The organism is Rhizobium sp. CB3171, from assembly GCF_029714265.1.
Lineage (GTDB): Bacteria > Pseudomonadota > Alphaproteobacteria > Rhizobiales > Rhizobiaceae > Rhizobium.
This window is the reverse complement of sequence record NZ_CP121652.1, coordinates 3,895,315-3,909,906: the sequence shown is the minus strand read 5'-3', so window position 1 is coordinate 3,909,906 and position 14,592 is coordinate 3,895,315. Positions and strand designations below refer to the sequence as shown.

The 14,592-nt window shown below is 61.6% G+C and carries 16 protein-coding genes; 9 read left to right on the top strand and 7 right to left on the bottom strand.

Annotated features, from left to right (window positions below; genetic code table 11):
- Positions 1–6: 6 nt before the first annotated feature.
- From QA648_RS19000 to QA648_RS18990, 3 genes are read left to right on the top strand one after another with little or no spacing between them, the layout of a single operon-like run.
- Positions 7–1,566: a di-heme oxidoredictase family protein gene (locus QA648_RS19000; RefSeq protein ID WP_283048719.1), complete on the top strand. Its 1,560-nt coding sequence runs from the start codon at positions 7–9 to the stop codon at positions 1,564–1,566.
- Positions 1,566–2,675, top strand: a complete 1,110-nt coding sequence (locus QA648_RS18995; protein ID WP_283048717.1) for an imelysin family protein — start codon at positions 1,566–1,568, stop codon at positions 2,673–2,675. The genes QA648_RS19000 and QA648_RS18995 overlap by 1 nt, the downstream gene beginning before the upstream one ends.
- Before the next feature lie 5 nt (positions 2,676–2,680).
- Positions 2,681–3,766, top strand: coding sequence for a DUF1513 domain-containing protein (locus QA648_RS18990; protein ID WP_283048715.1), 1,086 nt, complete (start codon positions 2,681–2,683; stop codon positions 3,764–3,766).
- A 6-nt stretch (positions 3,767–3,772) separates the two neighbouring features.
- Here QA648_RS18990 and QA648_RS18985 read toward each other — a convergent pair whose 3' ends face one another.
- Positions 3,773–4,450, bottom strand: a complete 678-nt coding sequence (locus QA648_RS18985; RefSeq protein WP_260303295.1) for a GntR family transcriptional regulator — start codon at positions 4,448–4,450, stop codon at positions 3,773–3,775.
- A gap of 327 nt (positions 4,451–4,777) precedes the next feature.
- Here QA648_RS18985 and QA648_RS18980 point away from each other — a divergent pair, with 327 nt between their 5' ends.
- The gene (locus tag QA648_RS18980) at positions 4,778–5,581 is read left to right on the top strand and encodes an alpha/beta hydrolase (protein ID WP_283051426.1); all 804 of its coding nucleotides are present in this window, start codon (positions 4,778–4,780) and stop codon (positions 5,579–5,581) included.
- A gap of 14 nt (positions 5,582–5,595) precedes the next feature.
- Here QA648_RS18980 and QA648_RS18975 read toward each other — a convergent pair whose 3' ends face one another.
- Positions 5,596–6,672 carry a DUF2252 family protein gene (locus tag QA648_RS18975; protein WP_283048714.1) on the bottom strand — a complete coding sequence of 359 codons (1,077 nt, stop codon included), beginning with the start codon at positions 6,670–6,672 and terminating at the stop codon, positions 5,596–5,598.
- 158 nt (positions 6,673–6,830) lie between these two features.
- On the opposite strand from QA648_RS18975, the gene QA648_RS18970 reads away from it, so the two are divergent.
- The 3 genes from QA648_RS18970 (at position 6,831) to guaA (ending at position 9,572) form a co-directional block, all read left to right on the top strand.
- Positions 6,831–7,277: a PaaI family thioesterase gene (locus tag QA648_RS18970; protein ID WP_104821734.1), complete on the top strand. Its 447-nt coding sequence runs from the start codon at positions 6,831–6,833 to the stop codon at positions 7,275–7,277.
- A complete protein-coding gene (locus QA648_RS18965; RefSeq protein WP_104821733.1) occupies positions 7,274–7,915 on the top strand; it encodes a 5'-methylthioadenosine/S-adenosylhomocysteine nucleosidase in 642 nt (213 codons plus the stop codon). Before QA648_RS18970 ends, QA648_RS18965 begins: the two co-directional genes overlap by 4 nt.
- Before the next feature lie 94 nt (positions 7,916–8,009).
- Positions 8,010–9,572, top strand: a complete 1,563-nt coding sequence (gene guaA / locus QA648_RS18960) for a glutamine-hydrolyzing GMP synthase (RefSeq protein WP_283048710.1) — start codon at positions 8,010–8,012, stop codon at positions 9,570–9,572.
- Positions 9,573–9,670: 98 nt separating this feature from the next.
- Here the strand turns inward: guaA and QA648_RS18955 are convergent, their stop codons facing one another.
- Positions 9,671–10,420, bottom strand: coding sequence for an SDR family oxidoreductase (locus QA648_RS18955; RefSeq protein ID WP_104821731.1), 750 nt, complete (start codon positions 10,418–10,420; stop codon positions 9,671–9,673).
- Positions 10,421–10,527: 107 nt separating this feature from the next.
- On the opposite strand from QA648_RS18955, the gene QA648_RS18950 reads away from it, so the two are divergent.
- Complete coding sequence (locus QA648_RS18950; RefSeq protein WP_283048709.1) at positions 10,528–11,163, top strand: TetR/AcrR family transcriptional regulator; 636 nt, start codon at positions 10,528–10,530, stop codon at positions 11,161–11,163.
- Positions 11,164–11,270: 107 nt separating this feature from the next.
- On the opposite strand, the gene QA648_RS18945 is transcribed toward QA648_RS18950, so the two are convergent.
- From QA648_RS18945 to QA648_RS18935, 3 genes are all read right to left on the bottom strand, one after another.
- Positions 11,271–11,711 (bottom strand): hypothetical protein, encoded by a 441-nt coding sequence (locus QA648_RS18945; protein ID WP_104821730.1) that lies wholly within the window; start codon positions 11,709–11,711, stop codon positions 11,271–11,273.
- 203 nt (positions 11,712–11,914) lie between these two features.
- Positions 11,915–13,174, bottom strand: a complete 1,260-nt coding sequence (locus QA648_RS18940) for a DUF6596 domain-containing protein (protein WP_283048707.1) — start codon at positions 13,172–13,174, stop codon at positions 11,915–11,917.
- A gap of 6 nt (positions 13,175–13,180) precedes the next feature.
- Complete coding sequence (locus QA648_RS18935; RefSeq protein WP_104824959.1) at positions 13,181–13,528, bottom strand: YciI family protein; 348 nt, start codon at positions 13,526–13,528, stop codon at positions 13,181–13,183.
- A 240-nt stretch (positions 13,529–13,768) separates the two neighbouring features.
- Here QA648_RS18935 and QA648_RS18930 point away from each other — a divergent pair, with 240 nt between their 5' ends.
- A complete protein-coding gene (locus QA648_RS18930) occupies positions 13,769–14,137 on the top strand; it encodes a YciI family protein (protein ID WP_283048702.1) in 369 nt (122 codons plus the stop codon).
- Positions 14,138–14,230: 93 nt separating this feature from the next.
- Here the strand turns inward: QA648_RS18930 and QA648_RS18925 are convergent, their stop codons facing one another.
- Positions 14,231–14,575 (bottom strand): helix-turn-helix domain-containing protein, encoded by a 345-nt coding sequence (locus QA648_RS18925; RefSeq protein WP_283048700.1) that lies wholly within the window; start codon positions 14,573–14,575, stop codon positions 14,231–14,233.
- Between the last annotated feature and the right edge of the window lie 17 nt (positions 14,576–14,592).

The following is a 14,592-nucleotide window of genomic DNA, read 5'->3' as shown; positions in this document are numbered from 1 at the left end:
ATCCAGATGATCCGCATTCCGGTCAGCCGCGCATTCTTGCCCGCCCTCGCAGCGGGCTTTGTGGTTTTTGCAGTGACGTTGGCGGCAGCCGATGCGCTGAATTTCCCAAGCGTCCGCACCGATCTGTCGGCCGATACGCTGAAACGGGTTCAGGACGTTACCCGCCCGACGGCGGATTTTTCCAAGGCCGAGCCCTATGAGGCGATGGAGAGTGGCGCGACGACGTCGATTGCCCCCGTCAGCCGCAATATCTTTTCCCAGCCTTCCGCCAATCTGGGCCTGGAGCGCGAAGAGAATTTCCATCTCGGCAACGCGTTGTTTCGCCAGCTCTGGGTCTCCTCGCCCTCTTCGACGCAGGCGACTGATGGGCTGGGGCCATTGTTCAACGCCCGTTCCTGCCAGAGCTGTCATATCAGGGACGGTCGTGGCCATCCGCCGGAGACGGCGGGAGCCCCCGCCACGTCGATGGTGCTGCGGCTGGCGCGGCCGGCAATCACGCCGGAAGAAGAACAGGTCGTCAAGGATTCCAAGGCGCTCAATTTTCCGGATTCGACCTATGGCGCTCAGTTGCAGGACCTTGCCGTTCCCGGTCTCGCGGCCGAGGGCAAGGTGGCTGTCACCTATGCGGAAGAGCCGGTGACGCTGGCAGGTGGCGAAGCTATTTCGCTGCGCAAGCCCCATTATGCCGTGACCGCGCTGGCCTACGGTCCTCTCGGCCAGACGACGACGGTCTCGGCGCGTGTCGCGCCGCCGATGATCGGCCTTGGCCTGATCGAAGCCATTCCAGATGCCGATATCCTCGCCCATGCCGACCCCGACGACAAGGATGGCGACGGCATTCGCGGCCGCGCCGCCCTGGTCCGCGACCACCGCACCGGCCAGCTCGCTCTCGGCCGCTTCGGCTGGAAGGCGCAGAATGCCACCGTGCGCGACCAGGTCGCCGACGCTTTCCTCAACGATATCGGCATTTCCACGCCCGACCGGCCGAATGCCCACGGTGACTGCACGGCCAAGGAAACGCATTGCCTTGCCATGCCGACCGGCGTGCAGAAGCGTCTTGGTGACACGGAAGCACCGGCGCCGATCCTCGATCTCGTCACCTTCTATTCCGAGAACCTCGCCGTCCCCGCGCGCCGCAAGGCGAGCTTTCCCGATGTGCTGCATGGGAAGGAAATCTTCTATCAATCCGGCTGCGCTGCCTGCCATACGCCGAAATTCGTCACCCGCGACGATCTCAAGGGAAGCGACGGCAAAGCTGCCGCGCAGGCCTTTCAGCTCATCTGGCCCTATTCCGATTTCCTGCTGCACGACATGGGCGATGGGCTCTCGGACGGCCAGCAGGTCGGTGTGGCATCGGGACGCGATTGGCGCACGCCGCCTCTCTGGGGTATAGGGCTGACGCAAACGGTCAGTGGCCAGCAAGCCTACCTGCATGACGGCCGCGCCCGCACGCTCACCGAAGCCATCCTCTGGCATGGAGGAGAGGCAGAAAAGGCCCGCAATACATTCGCAAACCTGCCGCAGAACGACAGGCAAGCACTCATCGATTTTCTGGAGTCCCTTTGATGCGCCATTGGAAACCTTTCGCGGCCAGCCTGCTCCTCAGCCTTGCGGCGCTGCCCGCCAGCGCCCAGGACGCGACGGCCAATGGCGCCGGGCTGAACGAAGCAGCTGTGCCGGCGGTCCTGCAGAAGGCGGTCGACGATGTCATCCGCCCCGGATACCGCTCCATGCATGACAGCGCCTCGAAATTGACTTCGGCGATGAAGGCGCTCTGCGCTGATCCTTCCGCCGCAAGCCTTGCTAACGCGCAGTCCGCCTTCGGCGATACGATCAAAAGCTGGTCGCGCATCGAGATCGTGCAGACTGGGCCGATTATCGAGAAGAACCGCTTCGAACACATCCTCTTTTATCCCGACCGCAAGGGCGTCGGCTTGAAACAAGTGCAGGCGCTGATCGCCAAGGCCGACGAGCACGACACTACGGTCGAGGCGGTCGCCGGCAAGAGCGTGGCACTGATGAGCCTAACGGCGCTGGAATATGTGCTCTACGGCAACGGCTCCAGCGTTCTCAGCACCGAAAAACAAGGATTTCGCTGCCGCTATGGCGCGGCCGTCGCCGGCAATATCGAAAACACAGCCAAGGACATCGCCGACGAATGGGACGATCCGAACGGCGTGCAGAAATCCTGGAAGTTTCCCGGCAAGACCAGCAACGACTTCATGGACAACAAGGAAGCGGTAACGGCGCTGCTCGGCATCCTCGTACACGGTGCGGCGAATATCCGGGATCAACGACTTGAGACCTTTTACAAGGGCGATCCCGCTGCCGCACGGCCAAAGATGGCGATCTACTGGCGGTCCGGCGACACCTGGGCCTCGCTGTCAGGTAATCTCGAAGGGCTGAAAATGCTCTGGGAGAAAGCCGGCATGGCCGACCTTCTGCCCGCCGACAAGCGCAACATCGCCGACAAAATCGACGGTCTGCTGAAGGAACTGACGCTGACCGCGCCGACGGTCAATCCCGATATCGAAGCGGCGCTCGGAAACGATGCCGAGCGCGCCAAGATCGACAAGCTGCTGAATGTCAGCCGCGACCTCACTACCGCTTTCAGTGACGATTACGGCGGCGCGATCGGCCTTTCCGCCGGTTTCTCCTTCGCCGACGGGGATTGATGGCGATGCGAAGCGCGCTAATCGATCGCAGGGCCTTCGTTAAGGCGGCGGGGCTGACGTTCCTGGCCGCCTTGAAGCCCGGTGCCCTGATGGCGCTGGAGCGGGCCGATGCCGTCTATGCTTCGGGCATCCGCGCATCAGACGGTTCCTTCGCCGTGGCGACGGTCACCGAGCGCGGCCAGATCCTTGATCAGGTGGCACTGCCCGCCCGCGCCCACGGCATGGCCTTTTCTAAGGTAACCGGCAAGACCGTCGCCTTCGCCCGTCGCCCCGGCACCTATGCGATGATCTTCGATCCCTGGAACAAGGGCGAGCCCATCGTCATCACCTCGCGCGAGGGCCGGCATTTCTATGGCCACGGCACGTTTTCCCCTGATGGAGAGCTGCTCTACGCCAGCGAAAACGACTTCGACAACAACAGGGGCATGATCGGCATCTACGACGCCCGCAATCGCTTCGCGCGCATCGGCGAATACGAAACCTACGGCACCGGCCCGCATGACATGACAGTTTCCGACGACGGGACGCTGTTAGTCGTTGCCAATGGCGGCATCGAGACCCATCCGGATTTCGGCCGCACCAAGCTCAACCTCGATCATATGGAGCCGTCGCTCACCCTGATCGACGCGGCCAGCGGCCGGCTGATCGAAAAGCACGCCTTGCCGCCACAATATGCTCAGGTCTCCACCCGCCATGTCGATATCGACGTGCAAGGCCGCATCTGGTTCGCCTGCCAATATGAAGGCCATCGCAACGACCTGCCGCCGCTCATCGGCCATTTCTCCAAGGGCGAGGACCTGACCTTCGTGACCCTGCCCGACGATACGACACGGGCGCTTGGAAATTATGTAGGCGCCATTGCCGTCAATCGCGCCGAAAACCTCGTCGGCGTCGCCTCGCCGGTCGAAGGCACGTCGGTGACGCTCGATGCGAAGACAGGCAGGGTGCTGAAAGTGGAAAGCATCGCCGACGCCGCTGGCATCGCACCGGCACGGCATGGCTTTGCCGTTTCCTCCTATCGCGGCGATTTCCTGGGCGAGCACAGCGACGTCGCCTGGGATCAGCATATCGTGCGCATCACCCGCGGCTGACGCTGCCTAAACTAGCTTGTTGCCTTCAATGAAACGCCGCAACGCCGTCGCCGCATTTAGCATATGCGCCCGCATGCGCCGCGACGCCATTTCCCCGTCACCCTCTGCGATTGCCTGCATGATGGCTTCATGCTCCGCCCGGGATCGATCGAGGCGCTGTTCCTGCTGCAATTGAGCGCGGCGGAAGGCCATTAGACGATTGCGTATCGCGATCGCCTGTTCGGCGAGGAAGCTATTGTGGGTCGCCTGATAGATCGCCTCGTGGAAGGCGCGATTGAAGGTATCATAGGCATCGAAATCGCCCTTTTTCACGATAGCTTCGGATGCATCGTGCAGTTCGATCAGGTGGCTACGCTCCAGGGGCGTCATGCGATAAGTGGCAAGCCTGACGCACATGGCTTCGATTTCGGCTGCCGTCTCGAACATGTCCATGATGCGCTCGGGCGTCATGCGGGCGACGACGACGCCCCGCCGAGCCCGCACTTCGACTAGGCCGTTTGCCGCCAGTTGCCTTAATGCCTCGCGAACCGGCGTGCGGGAAGCGCCGAAGCGATCGGCAAGGTGCTGCTCGTCCATCGCAGCGCCCGCCTCCAGCTTACCCGCCGCGATCTCATCCGCCAGCGCGTTGCGGATACGGTCGGACAACAATTCGCGATCCTCAGTGTCATCCGATCTATCAGCCATTTCTCATTCTCCCGCGCCCATACCGCTTGTATGCAAAAACATCTCTCCGCCTCATTTTTGCATGCAAATTCTCCATCACGCAACTGTTACGCATCCAAATATTGACAGATATCACCATTGAGAATACAAAAACGATCAACGAGAGCGCTCTTGCATACATAAAGCAGCCTCGAATACCCATCCGGAATGCAAGACGGGGCACATTTGATCCGTTCGGGCAAATGCCGCTCCCAGAAATACGAAACCTTCAAGAAGCTCACCGCTCCGACATCCGGCGCGGACGGCTTTCTGGTGCCCGTTTATCCTCTAGCCACAAGGATCACGATGATGATGATGACCAGACGGAATTTCTCGACCGCGCTCATTGCCGGCGCCGCCGCCTCCTTAGTTTCGACGCGCGCCATGGCCGCCAGCAGCGCGGCCTCGAGTTCGGGTTCCGCGCTCCCGGCGCCGCCAAAGGCTCGCAACGTCGTCCTTGCCCATGGGCTCTTCGCAGACGGCTCCTGCTGGACGGAAGTCATCGCGCGGCTGCAGGCCAAGGGGCTGAAGTGCACGGCGGTGCAGAACCCCCTGACGACGCTTCCCGAGGCGGTTGCGGCCGTCCAGCGCGTTCTCGATCGCCAGGACGGCCCGACAGTCCTCGTCGGCCATTCCTTCTCCGGCATGATTGTGACGGAAGCCGGTGTGCATCCGAAGGTTTCTTCGCTGGTCTATGTCGCAGCCCGCGCACCGGATGCAGGCGAAGATTATACGGCGCTCGCCAAGACATATCCGACGCCTCCGGCATCGGCAGGCATTGTCTTCGACGGCGATGAAGGACGACTGACAGAGGAAGCTTTCCTGCGGGATTTCGCCGGCGACCTGCCCAAGGCCAAGGCAGAGGTGCTTTATGCCGTGCAGGAGCCCTTCCAAAAGGCCTTGCTGACCGGGAAGACCACCCAGGCCGCCTGGCGCAGCAAGCCGAGCTGGTATGCGGTCTCCACCGAAGACAGGACGATCAATCCGGATCTGGAACGCTTCATGGCCAAGCGCATGGGCGCCAAGACCATCGAGGTAAAGGCCAGCCATCTCTCACTGATCTCGCACCCCGATACGATCGCCCGTCTGATCCTGGAAGCCGCTGGGCATTGACCGGCTTTGCCGGTTTAGCCCTTCGCCGCGAACTCCGCCTGCTCCGTGCCGATCGCGACCGCAGCCGCCTTGGCGGAGTTCCTCAGCCAGTCCACCTCCCTCCTGTCGAGGTCAGCTAGAATGCCTGGAATGCGGGAGGCGTCATCGGCATGGCAGTTGGCGATCTCGAAACCCATCAGGTCGAGCATCGCCGGCGACAGCAGGAGCTGCGCATCGCCCTCGACCTCGATCTTTCTGCTGTTTGGCGATAGCCGACGGACCAGCAGCTTGCCCACCACCTGATAATGCGGATCGGGAGAGCGGGCGCGTCCGGCGGCAATGACGCCCGTGTGGATCGTCGTGTCGGACGGATTGTGTCGGAGCGACCAGGCGGATTGGGCGAGCGCCTTGACCTCGCGGATCACCGGCCCGCCGCGCCATTCGACATCGGCGACAAAGCGCGGGCGGCCGAGGCTACCGGTGCCGGCCGTGCGCGGCTTGGCGACAAAAGGGAGCTGCTCATCTGGCAGCGATCGCCGCAGCACTTCAAGGCAAGGCGCAGGAACCGGTTTGGCGGAGGGCGGCAGATCGCGATATTTGTCCCAGAAAGCCTTGCGCTCGCCATTCGAAAGGATGACGTCGTTGCGCAGCCACTTGTAATCACGCTCCAGAATGACCGGTGACGGCGTCTTCAACCCACGGCGATAGCCGCCCAAAATGGCCTCGGCGATGGCGCGCGGCGTCGGCGCGGTGGCGCCTCGCGCAAGGATCGCACTCGTCGCCAGGCGCACAAGGTCCAGCGCATAGGGCATGACCGCCGCATCATCGAAATCGTTGGCGCCCCAGACCAGCCGCCCCTCCTCGTCGCGCCAGGTGCCGAAATTCTCCAGATGCGTATCGCCGATCGCCAGCACCTGCGGCGCGCCCGCAAGATGGGGGCAGATGTCGAAGATGGTCTCGGCCCAGCGCCAATAGGTGGCGCGCAGAAAGACAAAACCGCCGCTCTTCATTTTCTTGTGCTTCTTGTCGAGATCGGCATCGACCAGATCGTCCCCCAATTGCGTCCGCATCCAGGTCTCATAGGCTCTCGTCGATTGCAGGATCGTCGTCATCTCGGTTCCATCTCGAATCTGTTGATGCGTATCGAATACCCAGCATCATGGGAAAACAATGTCGATCGCGCGTTATTTCCGCGAGGCGAATTCCACCGCAGTGCCCTTGTCCAAATCCTCCTGTCATGCCAATTTCGCACCCCGCGAAAGGGAATGGGATGACTGGGGAAAGCAGCGACTTTCGAGCGCGCATTCGGACGAGTTTCGAGCGACAGGCGGCGATGACGACGATCGGCGCGGAGTTGACGCGCGTCGAGCATGGCACGGTCGAGATCGAGTTGCCGTTCGACGTCAAGCTGACGCAGCAGCACGGTATTCTACACGCCGGCATCATTGCCGCCGCGCTGGATTCGGCCTGCGGATTTGCGGCTTACAGCGTCATCGATCCTACAGCATCAATTCTTACAATCGAATTCAAGATCAACCTGATGTCCCCGGGACGCGGCGAGCGGTTTCTGTTTCGCGGCGATGTTACCAAGCCCGGCTCCACCATTATCGTCGCCGATGGGCGAGCCTATGCCATCAGCGACGGGCCTGCCAAGCTGATTGCCTCCATGACCGGAACGATGATGGTCATCCGAGGCCGAGAGGGAATTACCGGATGAAATTCGAACTGAAACGCGTATCGGGAAAGTCGATCCTGTTCGTCATGGCGGCGGAGGCGGAATACGGCCCCTTCCTGCGCTCCCGCATCGACCCGCTGATGACCGGCGTCGGTCCAGTCGAGGCGGCGATCGCCATGACGAAAGCGTTCGCTCAGCTCGAAGCGCAGGACGATTTGCCGGACATGGTGGTTTCGTTAGGTTCGGCCGGCTCCTCCAAGCTGGAGCAGACGGAGGTCTATCAGGTCACCTCCGTTTCCTATCGCGACATGGACGCCTCGCCGCTCGGCTTTGAGAAAGGCCGCACGCCATTCCTCGACCTGCCCGCCACAATCGAGCTGCCGTTGCGCATTCCCGCCATTCCGGAAGCGAGCCTCTCGACCGGCGGCAATGTCATCTCCGGCGCCGATGCCTATGGCCGGATCGCCGCCGACATGGTGGATATGGAGACCTTCTCCGTACTGCGTGTCTGCCAGCTCTACGACCGGCCGCTGATCGGACTGCGCGGTATTTCCGATGGCCTAGTCGAGCTCCAGCACATTTCCGGCTGGACCGAATATCTGCACGTCATCGACCGCAAGCTCTCCTACGCCGTCGACGGACTGTTCACTGCGCTGGAAGACGGCGTTTTCTGGTTCTGAACGGCGCGGCGGCTGATACAATCGGGACAATAAAATCGGCCCTCGCGCGATTTGCCGGATTGCCAGGGAAAGCGCTTTTCATTAAAGGCTCGCCATGACCCAGACAGCACATCCAGACACCGTTCTCATCGTCGATTTTGGCAGCCAGGTGACGCAGCTCATCGCACGGCGCGTGCGCGAAGCGGGCGTCTATTGCGAGATCGTCCCCTTCCAATCCGCCGAAGCCGGCTTCAAGCGGCTGCAGCCGAAGGCCGTGATCCTGTCCGGCAGCCCGGCTTCGACCGTGGATGAGGGCTCGCCGCGGGCGCCGCAGATCATCTTCGACAGCGGCTTGCCGGTCTTTGGCATCTGCTATGGCCAGCAGACCATGTGCATGCAGCTCGGCGGCAAGGTGGAAAGCGGCCACCATCGCGAATTCGGCCGCGCCTTCCTGGACGTCGACAAGGATTGTGCCCTCTTCGAAGGGCTGTGGTCGCACGGTTCGCGCCATCAGGTGTGGATGAGCCATGGCGACCGTGTCACCGCGCTGCCCGAGGGCTTTGAAGTCGTCGCCACTTCCTCGAACGCGCCTTACGCCTTCATCGCCGACGAGAAGCGCAGATATTACGGCGTGCAGTTCCATCCGGAAGTGGTGCATACGCCTGACGGCGCCAAGCTGATCGGCAACTTCATCCACAATATCGCCGGCATCAAGGGCGATTGGTCGATGTCGGCTTATCGTGCCAAGGCGGTGCAGGCGATCCGCGATCAGGTCGGCGACAAGCGCGTCATCTGCGCACTGTCCGGCGGCGTCGACTCTTCCGTTGCCGCGCTGCTGATCCATGAGGCAGTCGGCGACCAGCTCACCTGCATCCTCGTCGACCACGGCCTGATGCGCAAAGACGAGGCGGCCAATGTCGTCGCCATGTTCCGCGGGCACTACAATCTGCATCTGTTGCATGTCGACGCCTCCGACCGCTTCATTGGCGAGCTGGAGGGCGTCAGCGACCCCGAGACCAAGCGCAAGATCATCGGCCGGCTCTTCATCGAGACCTTCGAAGAGGAAGCGAAGAAGCTCGGCGGCGCCGATTTCCTCGGCCAGGGCACGCTCTATCCGGATGTCATCGAGAGCGTTTCCTTCACCGGCGGCCCCTCGGTCACCATCAAGTCGCATCACAATGTCGGCGGCTTGCCGGAGCGCATGAAGATGCAGCTCGTGGAGCCGCTGCGCGAACTCTTCAAGGACGAAGTGCGCGTGCTCGGCAAGGAGCTCGGCCTGCCCGACAGCTTCATCGGCCGCCACCCCTTCCCCGGCCCCGGCCTCGCCATTCGCTGCCCCGGCGGCATCACCCGCGAGAAGCTGGAGATCCTGCGCGAGGCAGACGCCATCTATCTCGACGAAATCCGCAAGGCTGGCCTCTACGACGCCATCTGGCAGGCATTCGCCGTGCTGCTGCCGGTCCAGACCGTCGGCGTCATGGGCGACGGCCGCACCTACGAATTCGTCTGTGCGCTCCGCGCGGTCACCTCCGTCGACGGCATGACGGCCGATTTCTACCACTATGACATGGAATTCCTCGGCCGCGCCGCGACCCGCATCATCAACGAGGTCCGTGGCATCAACCGCGTGGTCTACGACGTGACGTCGAAGCCGCCCGGCACGATCGAGTGGGAATGAGGGGCAAGCTGCGGCCATAGCGTAGTCTCGGCAGCGATATTCGCTGCCGAACTTTTGCAGTCACTCGCTGTATCTCCCCCTCCGCGCCGCCGGGACACTCAGATCTGAGCCCAGCCACCATCGACGCATAGTTCGCTGCCTGTTATGTAAGCCGAGTCGTCGGAGGCGAGGAACAGGACGGCTTTGGCGATCTCGTCGACGGTGCCGCTGCGGTGCATGGGAATTTGGGCGTGCACCTGGGTCTTCGTCTGTTCGATCATTTCCTCGCTCACTCCGGCTTTGCGCGCTTGATCCGTATCGATGTAGCCAGGCGCCAGGGCATTTACCCGTATGCCCTTGTCGGTCAGCTCCGCGGTGAGCGACCGTGCCAGCGAGCGGATGGCTGCTTTCCCCGCCGAATAGACGCTGACATAGGGGCGGCCTTGTCTGCTCAGGGTCGAGGTGTTCAGGATTATCGAGCCGCCGGAACCCATCAGCGGTAGGAGCTTCTGCACCGTAAAATACGTCCCTTTGAACGTGTTAGCGACCGTGAAATCGAATTCTTCTTCGGACGTGTATTCAAACATGTTCGGTCGCGCGCCCCCGGCGTTCGCGAAAATAATGTCGACGCGGCCATGCTTTCTCTCGACATATTCGCGAAGCGCTTCGATGTCCGACATCCTGGAAATATCACTGCGGACCGCGTCGGCGCCATTTCCGATGCTTTGCACGGCAGCGTCGAGCGCCGCTTGATCGCGGCCGGTGATGACCACCTTAGCGCCTTCGCGTGCGAACAGCTTGGCCGTCGCCAGCCCCATTCCTGAGTTACCGCCAGTGATGACAGCGATCTTACCGTCCAATTTACCCATATTCGTCTCCTAATTCGCTTCCTAAGGCGTCACCGGCAACCACACGGGGCTAGAGCATCGGCGACGGCTGTAATATATGAAGCATTATTCAGTTTTTGGATTCGCATATGGAAAACGCTGCTCCGTCACCGCTAAACCGCCGGAAACTACCGCGTCAGGTCCGATCCATCGTCACCGTGAACGCTATTTTCGAGGCGACCATTCAGGTTTTGCTGAGCGATGGGCCGATCCGCCTGAACACGACGCGCGTGGCGCGTCGTGCCGGCGTTTCGGTCGGAACGCTGTACCAATATTTCCCGCATAAGCAGGCCTTGCTTTTCGCTGTGCTGGAGCGGCATCTCGCGCTTCTCGCCGAGGCTGTGGAGAAAGCGAGCGACGAAAACCTGTACGCTCCGGTGGAGACAATAGCTCGGGCGGTGGTGAAGGCCTATCTTGACGCAAGGATGGCGCAAACCGAGGTCGCGCCCGCCCTCTACCTCATCGCTACGGAGCTTGATGCGCGCGAGCTGATCGAATCGGCGTCCCGGCGGAGTGAAAGGGCGATCGAGGCGATGCTGTCCACCGCCAGCGATGGCCGTTTTGCCGATCCGCACTTGATCGCCCAAACAATGACGGCAGTGATTTACGGAACGGTCCCGGCATTCTGTAAACGGGTCATGCCCCCGGCTGTGGGAAGCGAGGCCGAAAGACAGCTAACGATAATGTTTCACTCTTATCTCGTCGCGAGCAGCACTGCGGCATAGCGCAAGTGGCAAAAGCCACTTCCTGAATGACTTTGCCGGAGAGGCCCGATCGCCAAACTCAGCAAATCGGGCCTCTCCGGGGAGATGACGAACGGAGCAACAGCCCCTTACTTCACCGTGATGCTCAGACCGCTGATATCGGCATTGATTTGCAGGCCTACCTGCCTGCCTGTGAGTTCGAGCTGAGCGCCCTTGTCATTGGTCATGACGATCACCTGGGCTCCTTTGACGACCGCGCCGCCGCCGCCCACTGCGCCGTACACGCCCGACACATCTCGAGCGCGGCGAATGTGGCGCACGGTGCCACTGAAATACGTCTTGGAGGCACCGAAGGCGAGGCCGCCCGAGATGCCGCCGATCGTGATGGGGTAGCGCCGGCCGTGGAAGGTCAGCGTGCCCTCGCCGCCAGAGCCACCGACGAAGAAGGCTGCCTTGTAAACGGCGAAGCGGATCGTGCCGCTGTCGGCATGCGCGGCACTGGCAAAGCTAATTCCCGCGGCGGCGATGACGGCAACCGCGACTGAACGAAATCCGGACGAAATCTTCATGATGAGAGACTCCTGAAAAAGCGCCGCTTACCCCAGCCGGCCGGGCACGACGTTAGCGTCGTATCAAAGTTATAACTGAACAGTCTCGCACGTCATTAGTTCCAAGCCATAATAGTAACATATCAAAATAATCGCGCGAGAATGAGGGGTTACACCTTCCAGCCAAGAAGGCGAGCTCGACCGGTCCGAGCGGAACACCAAGCTCAGCGCGGCGGCGTTAGGCTTTCGGTCTGTCGCCTTTGCAAAAAGCGGCGGACGGCAGGATCTATTTCCAACGCAATCGCTTGGTCATAGGCTTCGCGGGCCGCTGCCATTTCCCCCGTTCTCGCATGGAGTTCGGCGCGCGCTGCCCAATACGGCTGATATTCGACCAGCCGGCTGCCAGGGGCCAGTATCGGGAGCGCCGCCAGCCCTGCCGCAGGCCCGCGCGTCTGCGCCACGGCGATCGCGCGATTAATTGCCGCCACCGGCGAGCCGGTAATTGCGCAAAGGCCATCGTAGAGGCGCTCGATAGCCACCCAATCGGTCGCGCCTGTGCGGCGTCGCACGACATGCGCCGATTGGATTGCCGCTTCCAATTGATAGCGGTCGAAGGCGTCAAGCGTACTGGCGCGAATAAGCAGATCTTCAGCTTCGTCGATCAACACTTCGTCCCATAGAGCGGGATCCTGATCGGCCAGCGGCACGAATTCGCCGGCCGGACTGCGCCGGGCGCCACGCCGAGCATGCGAATAGAGCATCAGTGCAAGCAGGCCGAGCGCTTCAGCCTCCTTCGGCAGGAGCGCGACGATCAGCCGGCCGAGCCAAATCGCCTCTTCCGCGAGGTTGCGCAGGCTCGCATCGGTGCCGGCCGGGTCGCTCCAGCCTTCCGTATAGGCCGCATAGACCGCCTCCAGTATTGCCGCCAAACGTGCGCGCATGTCTGCCCTGTCGGGCACCCGCAAAGGAATCCTGGCGCGACGGATCTTGTTCTTGGCCCGCGCCAGCCGTTGGCCCATTGCCGCCGGCGACACCAGGAAGGCGGAACCGATTGTCTGTGCGTCAAATCCAAGGATCGTCTGCAGGATCAGCGGCGCTCTGACTCCAGACTCTATTGCCGGATGCGCGCAGGCGAACATCAAAGCCAAACGCTCGTCTGGAATGTCTGGTGCGAGGCTCGCCGTTGCCTCCAACTCTTCCGCCATGAGCTTCAGATGCTCGGAGGCAACGGCGCTTACCCGTCTGCGCCTGACGGCGTCGATCATCTTGCGCCGGGCAACGGCAAGCAGCCAAGCCTCGGGGTTTAGCGGCGCGCCATTGGCCGGCCAATCGGCCAAGGCAGACGCAAAGGCCTCCGACAGGGCGTCTTCGGCGCCGGCCACATCGCGTGTGCGGGCCGCAAGGATGGCGACCAGTTTGCCATAGCTTCGGCGCGCCACCGCTTCGGCAGCTTTGATGGCGGACCGGTTATCTCCTTGCGACATGATAGTTCAATAGACCATGAGAGGGCGAACCTCTACCGTGTCCTGCCGGGCGCCGGGACAGCGCGCCGCCCAGGCGACGGCGCTATCGAGATCATCAGCCTCGATAATATAATAGCCGCCTAACTGCTCCTTGCTTTCGATATAGGGGCCGTTGAGAACGGTGGCCTTGCCCTCCGGCGCACGCACCACGGTTGCCATCGAGGAATCCTGCAATCCACTACCCGCAACGTAGGCTCCGGCCTTTTTCAACGTTTCCGTATAGGCCGCATAGGCCGCAAACGTCTCGGCTTTCTGTTCCTTCTTAGCATTCTTATGCTCGGCTTCGTTCCAATACACCAACAGCATATATTGCATGATGCGTTCCTTTCTCTCGATACGCGCAGCCTGATGGCCCGCTGCGACAAAGACGTTTGAACCGGCGAGATTTTGACAGGGCACTGGAAGAAACTAGGGGCATCCATCGATATCCTCGACGCTACTCTCATGGGAACGGTCGTGTCGCTAAAAAATCGCGAGACGGTGTCGGTTTCCAAAAACTCCGTTCGTCATTCCAATGTCAGGCCGATGCGGCCGGTTCAAACAAGGAGACAGACGATGCGTGTGATGGTGATCGTGAAGGCTACGGAAGACAGCGAGAAGGGGTTCCTCCACACGACCTGGGAGGCGGAGATGATGGAGGCGATGGGCAAATTCAATGACGAGTTGCGGGATGCCGGCATCTTGCTCACGGCCGACGGCCTCAAGCCCTCCTCGCAGGGCAAGCGTGTCGCGTTCGACGGTCCCGGCCGCACGGTTATCGACGGGCCTTTCGCCCAAACCCGCGAACTCGTCGCCGGCTTCTGGATCTGGGACGTCAAGGACATGGACGAGGCAATCGCCTGGGTGAAGCGCTGCCCCAATCCCATGCCGGGACCGAGCGAGATCGAAATCCGGCCACTATACGAGATGGCTGATTTTGAATGAACTCTGCCGTTGGACCTCACGGGAGTTCACGCAGCTCCCGTCCAATGGTCGCAGGGCGGAGCGTCGGTGCTGCGGTCTCTCACTCCTCGGTCGTCAGGCGTCTTCCCGCTTCGAAACCATGTTTTCTTTGGCCATGAAGGTATCGCCCCATTCCTTCATGGCTTTCAGCACGGGACCGAGGGTCTTCCCGAACTCCGTCAGGGAATATTCGACGCGGGGCGGAACCTCTGCAAAAACTTCGCGCCGGATGATCCCGTCCTCTTCGAGCTGCCTGAGCTGCAAGGTGATGGAACGTTGGGCGGGATTGCCGACCATGCGCCTGAGTTCGCCGAAGCGCTGCGGCCCCTTCAGAAGGTGATAGATGATGATCGGCTTCCATTTGCCGCCGGCGACATCGACGGTAACCTCGACCGCGCAATTGTAAGTGTCTTTCGCCACGGTTCCTCCAATAGGCT

Bases quoted from the DNA above. Each gene is read 5' to 3' on its own strand.
- QA648_RS19000 (WP_283048719.1), top strand. From the start codon at position 7: ATGATCCGCATTCCGGTCAGCCGCGCATTCTTGCCCGCCCTCGCAGCG.
- QA648_RS18995 (WP_283048717.1), top strand. From the start codon at position 1,566: ATGCGCCATTGGAAACCTTTCGCGGCCAGCCTGCTCCTCAGCCTTGCG.
- QA648_RS18990 (WP_283048715.1), top strand. From the start codon at position 2,681: ATGCGAAGCGCGCTAATCGATCGCAGGGCCTTCGTTAAGGCGGCGGGG.
- QA648_RS18985 (WP_260303295.1), bottom strand. From the start codon at position 4,450: ATGGCTGATAGATCGGATGACACTGAGGATCGCGAATTGTTGTCCGAC.
- QA648_RS18980 (WP_283051426.1), top strand. From the start codon at position 4,778: ATGATGATGACCAGACGGAATTTCTCGACCGCGCTCATTGCCGGCGCC.
- QA648_RS18975 (WP_283048714.1), bottom strand. From the start codon at position 6,672: ATGACGACGATCCTGCAATCGACGAGAGCCTATGAGACCTGGATGCGG.
- QA648_RS18970 (WP_104821734.1), top strand. From the start codon at position 6,831: ATGACTGGGGAAAGCAGCGACTTTCGAGCGCGCATTCGGACGAGTTTC.
- QA648_RS18965 (WP_104821733.1), top strand. From the start codon at position 7,274: ATGAAATTCGAACTGAAACGCGTATCGGGAAAGTCGATCCTGTTCGTC.
- guaA (WP_283048710.1), top strand. From the start codon at position 8,010: ATGACCCAGACAGCACATCCAGACACCGTTCTCATCGTCGATTTTGGC.
- QA648_RS18955 (WP_104821731.1), bottom strand. From the start codon at position 10,420: ATGGGTAAATTGGACGGTAAGATCGCTGTCATCACTGGCGGTAACTCA.
- QA648_RS18950 (WP_283048709.1), top strand. From the start codon at position 10,528: ATGGAAAACGCTGCTCCGTCACCGCTAAACCGCCGGAAACTACCGCGT.
- QA648_RS18945 (WP_104821730.1), bottom strand. From the start codon at position 11,711: ATGAAGATTTCGTCCGGATTTCGTTCAGTCGCGGTTGCCGTCATCGCC.
- QA648_RS18940 (WP_283048707.1), bottom strand. From the start codon at position 13,174: ATGTCGCAAGGAGATAACCGGTCCGCCATCAAAGCTGCCGAAGCGGTG.
- QA648_RS18935 (WP_104824959.1), bottom strand. From the start codon at position 13,528: ATGCAATATATGCTGTTGGTGTATTGGAACGAAGCCGAGCATAAGAAT.
- QA648_RS18930 (WP_283048702.1), top strand. From the start codon at position 13,769: ATGCGTGTGATGGTGATCGTGAAGGCTACGGAAGACAGCGAGAAGGGG.